Genomic DNA, 13549 nt, shown 5'->3' with positions numbered 1-13549 from the left:
GAAAAAGCGGCGACGCGGCAATCTTTTGAAGTAATACTTGTCCCTACTTCACAACAAGATTGCCGCGTTGGCGATTCCATTAGACTTCTTTCGAAACTCGCTTATGCACAAGGGTGTGAAGGAGACGCGGAACCTCGACCCGCAGCGTACTCTAATGTACGTGAGGATTCGAGTACAGACGTCGCGTACAAATCACCAGCAGAAGTAGAGTTTCGAAAGAAGTCTATTGCCTCCTAGCAATGACGGTTGGAAGCCATATTAATAGTGGTTATACAAAAAATGTAGGGTACTATGTAGGTGAGGCTGGAGAATAATTCTCATCATGCTTAGTTAATAATTCACGAGCTATGAATATATTACCTGATAATTTACCTACAGCTACTATCCCTTGATTCTCACGAAATAAAGCGGGTAAAACCCCTTGGTAAGATATTTCTAGGTCTTTAATGTCATCTGTAATGACAAAATGCACTTTATCAGCAGTAATTTTTCTGATTGAACCTACTTTAACTAAGCCCCCTACTCTCAATTCTTTGCCAAGTTTTGACTCGTTAATTTTTGACGGAGGGTAAAAAAATACTATACTATCTTCAAGATTGTATAATACCATATATATTCCCCCAGCACTGCATAAAAGGTAAAATAATATAAACTTTAATCTATTTTTTACCTTTTTTTGCATTACTTGATCTAACTTTAATTTTATTATAATCTAGCCAACTTGTTATTAACAATAAGGCAAGAGCAGCAAAAGCAAACAGGTATGAAGCTAGTAGATAATTAAACATCTTATTATCTTTTTTGATTTTGCTGCTTCACTCTAATAAAATCTATAATTTCTTGAGCAGAACTATTTAAGTAAAAATGTTTTATATATTCCCCTTGTTGATCCATTAAATAACTAAAAGAAGAATGATCAATCATATAATTTTTACCATCATTTGCTCTAGCATAATACACTTTAAACTTATCAGCAACCTCTTTAATTTGTTGTTCATTACCCGTTAAACCAATAAATTTAGGATTAAAATGCTTTAAATATTCTTTAAGCACTGCTGGAGTATCACGCTGAGGATCTACAGTAATAAAAACAAATTCAACATCAATTTTATATTTATCAAGAGTATTAATGACCTCTGTTAATTTTTGCAAAGAAGTAGGACAAATATCAGGGCAATAAGTAAAACCAAAATAAATTAAACTTAATTTTCCTTTCAAACTATCACTATTGAAAGTCTTACCGTCTTGATCAGTTAGCTCAAAGTTTCCACCAATTTGCACGTCAATATTATCCCCTCCTCCCTTTCCAGCAAGGGGTTTTTGCGGTATGTCAAAAGATAACCAAAGATACAATGACGTAATAGTTATCAATAAACCTACTGCTAAAATAATTTTTATAATAATATTATCCTGACATTTTTCTTGCATTGTATTCTTCACCTCATAGTACCCTATATTTTTCTATAATCGTCATAGCAAGGCTCTTTAGATGCCGTGGCGGTCCAAGTAAACAGCGAAGCTATTTTTTTAGAGTAACGCTTCGCGTATCCTAGATTGCCACGTCGCCGCTTGCAGCGGCTTCTCGCAATGACGGTTTTTTAACTTTCAACAATTGTACCCTGCTTCCCATTTATTGATCATTCAATATTTGTGCTACTTCTAATGCAGCGTATGTAACAATGCTACTAGCACCAGCACGCTTAAAACATACCAATGATTCTATTATGCTTGCTTGCCAATTTAAGGCATTGGCATCTGCCGCAGATCTTAACATAGAATATTCACCACTTACCTGATAGGCAAATATAGTAGTATTAAAGTTATTGGCCGCTTGTGCTATGACATCCAAAAACATCATACCAGGTTTAATCATAATCATATCTGCACCTTCAGCAAGATCATGTTCTATCTCTAACATAGCTTCTCTGCTATTACGTACATCCATTTGGTAGGTCGCTTTATTTAGATAAGCTGTCTTATTATTGTTCAATACATCTCTGAATGGGGCATAAAAACTTGAAGCATATTTTGCCGCATAAGATAGTATATTAACGTTAATAAACCCTTCTGAATCTAGTATTTGACGTATGCCCATAATCCTACCATCCATCATATCAGATGGTGCGACAATATCTACCCCAGCTTTTGCTAAAACTAAAGCTTGGTTGCACAAAGCTTCAACAGTTCTATCATTATCTACATCCCCATTATGTAGAATACCATCATGTGCATGGGTAGTGTAAGGATCTAGGGCAACATCGCATATTATACCAATATCGATATTGGCATTTTTTATACTTCGTATAGTTCTACACATTAAATTGTCTAGATTATATGCTTCATCAGCATTATCGCTTTTTAATTTTGCATCTATACAAGGGAAGAGTATTATAGCATTTATGCCATTTTCATAAGCCTGCCTAGCCGTCAATACTACTTGATCAATAGATAATCTATATACGCCAGGCATAGTTTTGATCTCTTGACGCTGGTTCTCGCCCTCAACCACAAATAATGCTAGCACCAAATCATTTACGCTAAGCCTATTCTCTGCTACTAATTCTCTTAGCCACCGCGTTTTTCTATTTCTTCTTAATCTTATTGTTGGGTACATATCTATGTTCTTACCTTTGTGCAGAGTTGTTTTTACCTTTTGTTTGTGGGTGTGCTATTATACCTAGTTTTAAATCATCTATAGTACTAGAACTCACCTTTACCATTTTGCTAAATTTACTAAATAATTTAGAGCTTTCTTGATCCAAATTTATATTTCGTTTAATTTTTTGCTCTAATTTTAATTGATTTTCTAATTCTTGTTGTTTCTGATTGCTCCATTCGCTTATGTTTATTAATGTTCCTTCAACACCTTTAATATTATCCTTATTAAATTGTTCTGCCATTAATTTCACATGTTTTTGTAACTCTTTTGCATTATCTTGTCCAATAGTTTTAGCTATATTATTACTATTAGCGACCTTAATCAATGGATCAACTATCTCTTTAATTGCAATCAATTCATCCTTAAAAATTCCCTGTAATATTTCTTTGTTGACATCTTCTAGCCAAAATTTTCTTTCTTCTAGCATATTATCAGGACATTCTTGCAGCACAAATTCAGCTATATCTGCAATTACTGGCTTTAGCTCAGGACTAGTATTTAATATTTCTTGTAAACTTACTTCATATATCTTTCTAGCTGAGCTTTCTTTATAAAAATAAAAAGCACTCGTTAATGCTGAAATTATATGTTGTTTTACTTCCTTTCTTTCTTTACTATTACTAAACTTGTTAGGATCATCAAAAATATGATCAATTTTTGTTATAATATCATCTGCTTTTTGTTGAATTTCATCTTTTTTTTGCAGAATTTCTTCTTTTTTCTCCCGAATTTTCTCTTGTTTTGTCATTTAGTACCTCATATAATACTATTATATATCACAATTATTAATCTCCACTAAGTATTATTAGCATAAAATTTTATTATAGTTAAACTGGAAAGGTTTTAGCAAAAAAAAACGTCATTGCGAGGAGACGATGAAATCGCCGACGTGGCAATCTCACAACTGTTGAAAATTAAAAAACCGTCATTGCGAGGAGCCACTTTAGTGGCGATGCGGCAATCCAAATTACTTATTATATTTTTTGTGGATTGCTTCGTCGGCTCATGCCTCCTCGCAATGACGTTGAAGAATTTTGTGTGCATCACCTAGGTTCTAAGGGTGATGTCCCCAACTGTTGAAAGTTAAAAAATCGTTATTACGAAGCACCGTTAGGCACTGTGGCAATCTTCATGATTAAGCCAAATCACGTTACTTCTTTTCCATTAATCCTTTCCAAGCAAATTTTTTCCGTCACTGTTTTTAATTTTTTAACTCGATCAATAAGGTAAAGTAGCTGTTCTTTAGTTATTCTATAATCTTTGTTATAGCGAGCTTCAATATAAGCCTGTTCAAGTAATCTAAAACATTGCCTTTGCTCAACGCTAGAATGAGGAAATATCTGCCATAATTCTTCATTGTAATTTCCGGCTATACTACCTAATTTTCTTATATCGTGTAGTTTCGGTTTATAACCGGAAAAAACTAACAGGATAGCATTATAAAAACTTTCGGTAGTTTGGTGTAACTCAAAAGCAGACAAAGCAAAATCTTTTCTTGTTAGTTGATATTTACAAGCAAGAAAAAAACCTTTGCCTCTTTCAAACCAATACTCATAATCCTCTTTAGCTATTTGTCTTCTTTCTCCCCAAGGTAAGTTTTTAGCTTCCGCCAGCTGAAATTCACCACTATCATATAAGAGAATTCCTTCTTTTTTTATATCAGAAAAGAAATAATGCCCTTTTTCAAGCTGAGTATTTACCGTCCTAATTGATTCTAGCACCAAAGTTACCCATAACTCAAAAGGACTTCTTAATGATTTTTTTTCCAACCTTCTTTCTATTTTATCTTCTATTGCTAACCCGGCAAGACCGGCATGTTTGCCTTTCTTCATCACCAACATAAGATCGAGATCACTTTGATAACTATAAGTAATGTGTCCTTTTTTATACTCATCTTGTACCCAATCTCCTCTAGCGTAAGAGCCAAATAAAATAATCATTGCTATCTTATCTTTTCCAACTGCTAAGATTTCTTTTACAATCTTATCAAGCTTTTCTTGAATTATCATAGAACGGCTAGGTAAGGTAGTTTTCATATAGATTTATCGTCATATTTTGAGAATATATTATATAATTTTACTTATTTTCTTGGCAATGTAACTAAAAGATTACTTAAAAATTTGCTTTATGCATAATTATCTCTAATTAGTATGTTTTAACATAAACTTGTTGATATATATCAAAGCCGGCTGGATTTAGCTTATAATCAATTTCTGCTTGCTCTAAATGTTTCAATGTTTTAATGCAATCTTCTAAGTTAACCTTATTTAGAGCTTGCTTAAAACTTGGCACATATTTATAGAAAATTGGTGGAGATAGTGATTTTATAGCCATATCTATATTAACACCCATTGCTAATTTATTCAATACGGTGTATAGATTTAGATAATACCTGATTAATGCTCTGATAATTAGCACTTCATTAATATTTTGTTGTTTTAGTTTGGTGAATTCTTGTAAAAAATTATCAAGATTTCCTGAGGAGAAATAAACGCATAAATCATCCCCATTCCCTGTAAAATCATCACTAACTACAGCTAGTGCATCATCCAAGGTGATTTGATCTTTATCAAATGTAAAATATATTAACTTATTGATTTCATTAACTAGTGTTTGATGGTCACCTTTTAAACGATCTGTTAAATAGTTAACAGTATCTTCACTTATAACTTTACCAACACTGTTACATTTTTGTAAAATTATCTTAGTAATTTTGTGTTCATCATCGTGATAGCAAGCTAGAGAAGCCAAATAAGTTTCAGTTTCAAAAAACTTACGTATACTAGAAGCAGCTGATAATTCATCAGCAATAAAAACTAAGAAATGCAATGAGTCTTTACTAAGAGCCAGTTTTAAAGATTTATCTATAGACTCGCCAACTGACCTTACTATAATCAATTGTTTTTGCATAAAGAAATTTTGGGTATTAACTAACGTCTCGAGCGATCGATTTTTAATTTCAGAATATTCTATAGAGGTTTTTAGTAAGTCAAATTTCTTTACTAAAGTCTTACAAACTTTATCAATGTACCCTTTATCTGGACCATAAAGCAACAGAGCCTTAATTTGTCCATTTTCTACCTTATCAAGTAGCTGAATGATTTGTGATAGATAAAGCTTCATCTTTAATTCTATTTTGTTAAAACGAACTGATTCTTTTTGGTAATTTTGTCGTCAAAATTTGCTTCCGTTCCTCACGTACATTTGCTTACTGCTTGCGGTACTAAGCTACATTTTTCCTAAAAATTCCTCAAAAATTATTCAGTTCGTAGGCACTCTCTTAAAATATAAAATTAATCTTGCTAGGATTTCATCTGCTCCTCGTTTTGTAAGGTCTTTCAATGCTACCTCTTCATCTATATAGCTATAATATGGTAAAGCAGCTGTACTATAAGAGGTTATATGACTAAATGTTCCTGTTGTTACTTCTCGATTAGTAACAATATCAACTAACCTATATTGAATAGTTTGACTGATTGCTTCTCTTAACACATCAGAATTCTTTTGAAGAATAAGTGGTAAATGTTTGTTGGTAAATTTTACCTTTAATAAATACTTTGTTGTGACTGTTGTAGAGCTTGGTAAAATACTCGATAAATAGTAACAAAATTCTGCACCTTCAATAGATGCTATTGGTTCAATTTCAATGCTACTTAATTGGTTTAATTCCTGCGTGCTATATTTATTACTATATATAGGTTTTAAACTACAAGAGGTAAATAAAAATAAGTAAGCAAGAGCTACTAATAAATTTGAACGCACCATATTGCATTTACCATTTTCAACTATTAGCTACCTCCTGAGATTGTCCACTATCATTGTCATCTACCTTACGTTTATTATAGTTACGTACTCTAGAGGGGCGAGAATAATTTGATTTTTTCTCAATATATTTACGGTTTGACTTATTGGTGTCAAGGTCATTGACTCCGTTAAACGATTCATTTACCACTACTGGTTTATTAGTTTCTTGAATAGAATCAATTACCTCTTTATCAATTTTTTCCATACCCTTATTTGATTCACTACTAGATTCTAATTTATCAGGCATTTTCCATTTTTGCTTCTTCTTGTTATGAGCAGGAGTCTCTTTAATACTCTTTTCTTCTTGATAATTAGAGGACTGATTCTGAATTAATGGCTTATTACCAGCTTCTGTATGGCTAGATTTCTTTGATAATTTTATTTTTTCAATTGAATAATTATCAGAAGTGGCAGAAGGATCAACATGGAATTTTAACTTTAAATTATATTTTTCTTCAATTAGAGATATTTCTGAACGTTTATTATTCAGTAAATAGATAACTGAATGAATATTAGCAAAAATATTTACTAAATCAATATTTTCATTAAAAATTTCATTTTCCACCGTACGTAGAATCAACATAGCATTTGACTCATCTGCCCTAACAAGACCCTTACCGTTACAATATGAACAAATCGATGAATTTGATTCCAAAAATGATGGTCTTAATCTTTGACGAGACATCTCAAGCAAACCAAATTGGCTAATATGAGCAGTTTGAATTCTTGCACGATCTCTACTTAGAAATTCCTTAAAAGACCTCTCGACAATCCTACGATTTCTAGCCTCATACATATCGATAAAATCAATAACCACTAAGCCTGATAAATCTCTTAATTTAATTTGCCTAGCAATTTCTCTAGCAGCTTCTAAGTTGGTCTTTAATGCTGTTTCTTCAATATTTTTTTCAGAAGTTGCTTTTCCTGAATTAACATCAATTGAAATAAGTGCTTCTGTTGGATTTATCACTATATAACCACCAGAAGCTAAAGCAACAACTGGTTGGTATAGTTTTGCTAGTTGTTCCTCAACAGCAAATTTTGTAAAAATTGGCACCTTATTTTTGTATTCTTTGAGCTTAGCCAAATCAATAGGTAATATATCCTTCATGAATTTCACAGCATTTTGATAAGCCCCACTACCTTGTATTATCAACTCTTTAACAGTAGGATCACACATATCTCTTATGACTTTTTGAATTAGACCATCTTCTTCATGTATAAAACAGGGAGCTACAGATTTAAGAGTATTCTCCCTAATTTTATTCCATAATCTTGCTAAATAATCATAATCTCTTTTTATGTCTAAAGTAGTACAGCCAGCACCAGCTGTACGAATTATGATACTTGACCCACTACTGTTATTATTTGCAGTTATTTTACTGACTATATTCTTAAGCCTTTTTCGCTCATCAGCATTGGATATCTTACGCGATACACCATTCTGCAATGGAGTATTAGCCATCAGAACGCAATACTTTCCCGCAAGAGATATAAAGGTTGTAAATGATGCACCTTTATTAGCTCTTTCCTCTTTTGTAACTTGAACAAGCATAACTTGTCCTTTTTTTATTACTTCTTGAATTTTGTATTGCTTTTGTTTATTGTCTTCCTCTCTATCACTTTTGTCTACACTTATTGTTTCAATATCATTATCTAAGACATCCAAATTAAATTCTACCTGAATTTTTTCGTCCACTAATCTTTCTATGGCATTTAAATCAATTTCTTCACTATCTATTATCGGATTATAATCCCTCTTTGCTTCAGATTCTACAAAATCATCTTGGGTAATATCTAAAAGAGAAATTTCTTGTAATTTATTTATAGAAGTTAAAGATTTAAGATCAGATACTGGTACATTATAATAATATGGATGAATTTCATTGAAAGGCAAGAATCCGCTTTTGTCCGGACCATAATCTATAAAGGCAGCCTGCAACGCTGGTTCAACTCTTATAACTTTTGCAAGATATATATTACCTTTGATTTGTTGTTTTATGGCTGTTTCATATTCAATATCCTCGATATTGTTACTATGATTCAGTAAAACCACCCTTGTTTCATTAGGGAAGTTAGCATCAACTATAATTTTTTTACTCATTAATTTTTTACTCGTAAATTTCTAGGTATATCTCTAAACTCTGTAACATTTAGCAATATTAGAGAATATTATAACAAATTTAAAACTTAATATTAAGTTTTTATGAGAAAACATTTAACAAGTACATTAACCTAACAAATAACTAAAAAACTCTACTTAACCTAAATTCGATATAACATTACTATGCCATTGATCATTCCTAGCTAAAAGCGGGAATCCATGATACCTAACAGTCATTCAGGCTGTTCTTTGGATTCTGCAATGAAGCGGGGATGACATCGAGAACTATTATACCTACTTGGTTATATATATAGACTTCTTGCATAATTCTACTTCTGTTGGTAATTTATACGTCAATCCGGTACTCAAATCCTCACGTACACTAGAGTACGCTGCGGTTTTCTGTTCCGTGTCTCCTATAAATTCCGGAGCAGCAGCGAATTCTGCAAGAAGTCTAATATTTTATTAATGGTCAAAATAACAAATTAATTAGACAAATCATAATGAGTGATATAATGTACTTTTAGTTATATCAAAATCTCTTAAACGCCTCTCAACTAATAAAATTTATATACGATGTAATCTAGTTTAGCAAACAATTATTTATGACCCAAAATAATCATTTAAAAACAGTTTTGCTATTGTTTCTTAGCGTATTTCTTTTTGCATGTATCACTTACATCAATGCATTTAACTTCTGCCTTCTTTTGCGATCTGCATCCTGTTTTACCATCTTAAGATACATCTGACGATTTCTTAAAGTTGGATTAATTGTTTCCGTATCAGATTCACTAAGTAAATCTTCCTCATCGTCATCAAAATTTTCTTCCGTGACGTTCCTTTTTGCCATTGATATATACTTCTTATTATAAAGAGGCGGACGCTTACCACCTTCAAAACCTTTGGTATCTATAATTTTATTATTAGCAGATTTTTTAAAATATCCTTTAAAACCATCAGTACAACCTGAAAGTAGGAACAATCCCAAAACTGTAATAATAACTTTCCCTAACATAAAGCAATCCGATAATTTTTTACTAAACCATAATTAATGAAACAGAATTATTAAAGTTGCAAGAAGCAATTCCCTCAACTGAATTAAAAAGTCAGCTTATTATTTCTTCTACTGCATCAGCTAAAACCATACTACCATCATTTTTCTTTTTTAATAACTGATGAGATGTTTGTTGTAATATATCACGATTTCTTACTAGCACTAAGAGTTTACTGGCTAATTTTTCTGCTGTGACGTCATTTTGTTCAAAACACCACCCTGCCCCACTATCTTCTAGAGCCTTGGCATTATAGAATTGATGGTTTTCGCTAGCTGAAGGTAGTGGAATAAAAATCGCCGGCAATCCTACATAGCAAAGCTCAGAAATAGTCGATGCCCCAGCTCTTGATATTACTAACTCTTGACTCGCATATTGCTGATCCATATCATAAAAAAAATCTGCCAACTTATATGGAATTTTCAACTGAGCATAAATTTTAGCAATATTATCATGATCTTCTATGGAAGCTTGTTGGGTAATATGCAGTTTAATATCAGGATTTGATTGCACTAATATTTGAATAGCTTCAGGTACTAAAGTAGAAAAAATCTTTGCTCCTTGGCTTCCTCCAAAAATAAATATCCGAAAAGGATCATTGCCAAAATCATTTCTTACTTTCAGGTTTTTAACATTCTCCCGTACTATATTTCCTATAACCAATTTCTTATTCTTATCAAGAATATCATAATTTTTAGTTTCATCATATGTAAGGGCAACTTTCCTAGCATATTTTAAGAAAAATCTATTAGCTTTACCAATAAAGCAATTTTGTTCATAAACTATGATAGGAATACGTAAAAATACTGCAGCAAGCAATGGAGGAAAAGTCGGATAGCCACCAAACCCAATTATAGCATATGGTTTAATCTTCACTAATAGCAATAACATCTTAAAAGTTATAATTAATAAGGAAATCAATAATTTAAACTTATTAAATAAACCTTTAGGTGGCAATCTAAAATTTATTATATGTGGTATAAGCTTTAAATCTTCAGTTAAATATTTTTGACACCTAACATCGGTGATAAGGTGCAACTCATACCCACGCTTCATTAATTCTTCACCTAAAGCAATAGCGGGAAACAAATGCCCCGCTGTACCACCACCAGCAACAATTATATTCTTCATATGTCAATATCTTGAATTTTATATTTACTAAGAGAGGTTTTATATTTGGTAAAACCAAGCAGCATCCCCATAGCAATGGCTATAGCAAGAGTTGAAGAACCACCATAACTAATAAAGGGTAACGTCATACCTTTGGTTGGCAATAAATTCAAGGTTACACCAATATTAATGATTGTTTGTAACCCTATTTGGGAAATAATACCACTTGCTGCTAATTGAATAAATTTATCTTCTTCATTAATAAGTTTAAGTAAACTACGAATAACTATAAAAGCAAATATCCCTACAATGATTAAACAAATAATTGCCCCAAATTCTTCACCAGCAACAGCAAAGATAAAATCAGTATGCGAATCCGGCAATACTTGTTTTACCGCCCCTTCACCAGGACCACAACCGTATAAACCTCCATGCTCAAACGCCCTGATTGACTTACCAACTTGGTAATTACTACTACTATCAGGATCCAAGAAACTATTAATCCTTTTTGTTACATGAGGAAGCCAAAAGTAAGCTGCTGTAACCCCAAATACCAACATAAAAGCAGCAAGTATAATCCAAAATATCGGCATACCAGCAATAAAAAGTTGAATACCAAAAACAGCAGTCACCATCACTAACATACCAAAATCTGGCTGGATAATTAATAATAAAGCAACGATACTATAAAGACTTATGCAGATAGAAAAACTTGGAAATTCACCTTCAAATTTCAGCGATAATATCCAGCCTGCCACCACTGCAAAAAATGGTTTTACAAATTCTGAAGGTTGTATAGAGAGACCTAGAATATTAATCCAACGAGTAGCCCCCTTAACCTCATAACCATAAAATCTAACTAAAATTAATAATAATATACTACCAATAAATCCTAGAATTGAGAATCTCTTTAACCATTTTCTTGAGAAAAAAGAAAAAAAAATGATTAGTAACAAAGCACTAGCAAGGTAGAATAATTGTCTAGATGCAAAATAATACTCATTAAGTCCAATTCTATTGGCTACTGCTGATCCTGATGTAGTAACCAACATTATACTAAATACAAATAGGATTACTAAAGCAATAATCATTTGCTGGTCAATACTACGCCACCACCATTTTATATAGTTGTTAGACAATTCATTATTATGATTATCTTTAACCATGATTAATAATAGCATTATATAATTTAATAAATAATTCTCCGCGTTCCTCAAAATTTTTAAATTGATCGTAGGAAGCACAAGCTGGGGCTAGCAAAATATTCTTTATACCCCCCATATCCTCCATTGCATCTTTAAAGGCAGAATTAAAAGCCTCCGTTAAATCTTGACAAATTTGGTAGTCTACCTTGCCATTAAGAAATGATGCAAAAATATCTTTGTCTTGACCAAAAAGATAAGCCTTACGAATTTTATAAAACCATGGCTCTAGCTCTGTTATTCCTCCTTCTTTTGCTATCCCCCCAGCTAACCAATATATATTATCAAGCGATGAGATGGATTTAGAGGCAGCAATACCATTGGTAGCTTTGCTATCGTTATAAAAACTTATTCCTTGTATTGTACCAACATATTGCATTCTATGTGGTAACCCCTTAAATAGCCCGATAGCGGCAATTATTTGTTCTGGCATTGCCCCTATAATTCGACAAACTGCATAACTAGCGGCAATATTTTCTTGATTATGTATACCTTGTAGATAGTTATTATTATGGAGATTAATAGTAATCGGTTCAAAAATATTGTCATAAATAATATTATTACAAATTGATATTCCTTTATTAAGAATTTCATAAGTAGAGATTGGTACTACATTTGTTCTATTTTCCTTTTGTAATTCTAGAAAAATATTCTTGGTAATTTCATGATCAACACTAATTATAGCAAATGAATCTTTATCTATTCGATCAAAGATCTTTTTTTTGGCAGCAATATAGCCTTGCATATTATTATGTCGGTCTAAATGATCTTGCGTGATATTAAGAAGCACCACAATTTTGGCTTTAAAACTGTTTAATAAATCTAATTGGAATGAGGATAGCTCCAATACATATCCTTTACTATCTAATCTCATAGCCAAAACAGGAAAACCAATATTTCCTCCAACTTGATAATGAAAACCACAAGATTGTAAAATATGGCTGGTTAAAGCAGTGGTAGTACTCTTACCATTAGTACCAGTTATGCCAATGAAATTAGCTTCCTCAGGCTCTCTTAACCTAACTTCCTCAAATAACAGATCTATATCTGAAGTTATCGGTATATTATAAGAATTAGCCATTGTAACAATGTCATGAGACAAAGGAATACCTGGACTCAGTAGAATCTTATCAAGATTTTGCCACTGCAGATCAGATAAGCTAACAAGACTATCACTCCCATAGATTTTGGTAAAAGCATCCCGACTACTCTTTGCTTGATCATAGCAAATTACTTTAGCTACTTTATTCAGTACTTTCCAAGCAGCTATACCAGTCTTACCTAAACCAACTATACCTATATTCTTATGTTTTTGCGAAAGAAATGATGACATAATTTTTAGGCTTACCTTGTTTTACTTATGTTTACTATACGTCTATAAAACGTCTATTAGCGAGGAGACCATAAGCACAACTGTTGAAAGTTAAAAAGTTGTTATTGCGATGAGCTTTGTAAGCCCTAAACCGTCTATTAGCGAGGAGTCGCTGTAAGCGACGACGTGGCAATCTTGTGAAGAAGAACTTACTTCATGAGATCGCCACGGCGTCTATCGACGCCTCGCGATGACGACTTTTTAACTTTCAACAGTTGTAGATTGCCACGCTCACGTATGTTCGCT

General features: G+C 32.4%; 13 protein-coding genes. All 13 read right to left on the bottom strand.

Annotated features, from left to right (window positions below; translation table 11 throughout):
* Positions 1-289: 289 nt before the first annotated feature.
* The 13 genes from ccmE to murD all read right to left on the bottom strand — a co-directional run bounded on the left by ccmE (position 290) and on the right by murD (position 13264).
* Positions 290-682, bottom strand: a complete 393-nt coding sequence (gene ccmE / locus ACQH1W_RS02930; RefSeq protein WP_341763312.1) for a cytochrome c maturation protein CcmE — start codon at positions 680-682, stop codon at positions 290-292.
* Positions 660-788, bottom strand: coding sequence for a hypothetical protein (locus ACQH1W_RS02925; protein ID WP_341763311.1), 129 nt, complete (start codon positions 786-788; stop codon positions 660-662). Before ACQH1W_RS02925 ends, ccmE begins: the two co-directional genes overlap by 23 nt.
* Before the next feature lie 4 nt (positions 789-792).
* Positions 793-1428, bottom strand: a complete 636-nt coding sequence (locus tag ACQH1W_RS02920; RefSeq protein ID WP_375333080.1) for an SCO family protein — start codon at positions 1426-1428, stop codon at positions 793-795.
* Positions 1429-1630: 202 nt separating this feature from the next.
* Positions 1631-2614 carry a porphobilinogen synthase gene (hemB, locus tag ACQH1W_RS02915; protein ID WP_425361159.1) on the bottom strand — a complete coding sequence of 328 codons (984 nt, stop codon included), beginning with the start codon at positions 2612-2614 and terminating at the stop codon, positions 1631-1633.
* A 10-nt stretch (positions 2615-2624) separates the two neighbouring features.
* A complete protein-coding gene (locus ACQH1W_RS02910; RefSeq protein ID WP_425361158.1) occupies positions 2625-3407 on the bottom strand; it encodes a hypothetical protein in 783 nt (260 codons plus the stop codon).
* 397 nt (positions 3408-3804) lie between these two features.
* Positions 3805-4695, bottom strand: a complete 891-nt coding sequence (locus ACQH1W_RS02905; protein WP_425361157.1) for a HEPN domain-containing protein — start codon at positions 4693-4695, stop codon at positions 3805-3807.
* 109 nt (positions 4696-4804) lie between these two features.
* On the bottom strand, positions 4805-5782 hold the full coding sequence (gene holA / locus ACQH1W_RS02900) for a DNA polymerase III subunit delta (protein ID WP_375333084.1): 978 nt from the start codon (positions 5780-5782) through the stop codon (positions 4805-4807).
* A 138-nt stretch (positions 5783-5920) separates the two neighbouring features.
* Positions 5921-6424: a hypothetical protein gene (locus tag ACQH1W_RS02895; protein WP_375333085.1), complete on the bottom strand. Its 504-nt coding sequence runs from the start codon at positions 6422-6424 to the stop codon at positions 5921-5923.
* A 16-nt stretch (positions 6425-6440) separates the two neighbouring features.
* Complete coding sequence (locus ACQH1W_RS02890; RefSeq protein WP_425361156.1) at positions 6441-8567, bottom strand: Rne/Rng family ribonuclease; 2127 nt, start codon at positions 8565-8567, stop codon at positions 6441-6443.
* A 676-nt stretch (positions 8568-9243) separates the two neighbouring features.
* The gene (locus ACQH1W_RS02885) at positions 9244-9582 is read right to left on the bottom strand and encodes a hypothetical protein (RefSeq protein WP_425361155.1); all 339 of its coding nucleotides are present in this window, start codon (positions 9580-9582) and stop codon (positions 9244-9246) included.
* A 91-nt stretch (positions 9583-9673) separates the two neighbouring features.
* Entirely contained in the window at positions 9674-10750 is a 1077-nt protein-coding gene (gene murG / locus ACQH1W_RS02880) for an undecaprenyldiphospho-muramoylpentapeptide beta-N-acetylglucosaminyltransferase (RefSeq protein WP_375333089.1), read from the bottom strand.
* Entirely contained in the window at positions 10747-11895 is a 1149-nt protein-coding gene (ftsW, locus tag ACQH1W_RS02875) for a putative lipid II flippase FtsW (RefSeq protein ID WP_375333090.1), read from the bottom strand. The genes murG and ftsW overlap by 4 nt, the downstream gene beginning before the upstream one ends.
* A complete protein-coding gene (murD, locus tag ACQH1W_RS02870) occupies positions 11888-13264 on the bottom strand; it encodes a UDP-N-acetylmuramoyl-L-alanine--D-glutamate ligase (RefSeq protein ID WP_425361154.1) in 1377 nt (458 codons plus the stop codon). The genes ftsW and murD overlap by 8 nt, the downstream gene beginning before the upstream one ends.
* Positions 13265-13549 lie beyond the last annotated feature (285 nt).

Source organism: Candidatus Tisiphia endosymbiont of Stenodema calcarata (genome assembly GCF_964030695.1).
GTDB lineage: Bacteria > Pseudomonadota > Alphaproteobacteria > Rickettsiales > Rickettsiaceae > Tisiphia.
This window is presented reverse-complemented; position numbering and strand designations above follow the sequence as displayed.

What these genes read in the sequence shown, in the direction of transcription:
- ACQH1W_RS02885 (WP_425361155.1), bottom strand. Translation starts at nt 9,582, where the DNA reads ATGTTAGGGAAAGTTATTATTACAGTTTTGGGATTGTTCCTACTTTCA.
- ACQH1W_RS02925 (WP_341763311.1), bottom strand. Translation starts at nt 788, where the DNA reads ATGTTTAATTATCTACTAGCTTCATACCTGTTTGCTTTTGCTGCTCTT.
- murG (WP_375333089.1), bottom strand. Translation starts at nt 10,750, where the DNA reads ATGAAGAATATAATTGTTGCTGGTGGTGGTACAGCGGGGCATTTGTTT.
- ACQH1W_RS02920 (WP_375333080.1), bottom strand. Translation starts at nt 1,428, where the DNA reads ATGCAAGAAAAATGTCAGGATAATATTATTATAAAAATTATTTTAGCA.
- hemB (WP_425361159.1), bottom strand. Translation starts at nt 2,614, where the DNA reads ATGTACCCAACAATAAGATTAAGAAGAAATAGAAAAACGCGGTGGCTA.
- ACQH1W_RS02905 (WP_425361157.1), bottom strand. Translation starts at nt 4,695, where the DNA reads ATGAAAACTACCTTACCTAGCCGTTCTATGATAATTCAAGAAAAGCTT.
- ACQH1W_RS02890 (WP_425361156.1), bottom strand. Translation starts at nt 8,567, where the DNA reads ATGAGTAAAAAAATTATAGTTGATGCTAACTTCCCTAATGAAACAAGG.
- ccmE (WP_341763312.1), bottom strand. Translation starts at nt 682, where the DNA reads ATGCAAAAAAAGGTAAAAAATAGATTAAAGTTTATATTATTTTACCTT.
- ftsW (WP_375333090.1), bottom strand. Translation starts at nt 11,895, where the DNA reads ATGGTTAAAGATAATCATAATAATGAATTGTCTAACAACTATATAAAA.
- murD (WP_425361154.1), bottom strand. Translation starts at nt 13,264, where the DNA reads ATGTCATCATTTCTTTCGCAAAAACATAAGAATATAGGTATAGTTGGT.
- holA (WP_375333084.1), bottom strand. Translation starts at nt 5,782, where the DNA reads ATGAAGCTTTATCTATCACAAATCATTCAGCTACTTGATAAGGTAGAA.
- ACQH1W_RS02895 (WP_375333085.1), bottom strand. Translation starts at nt 6,424, where the DNA reads ATGGTGCGTTCAAATTTATTAGTAGCTCTTGCTTACTTATTTTTATTT.
- ACQH1W_RS02910 (WP_425361158.1), bottom strand. Translation starts at nt 3,407, where the DNA reads ATGACAAAACAAGAGAAAATTCGGGAGAAAAAAGAAGAAATTCTGCAA.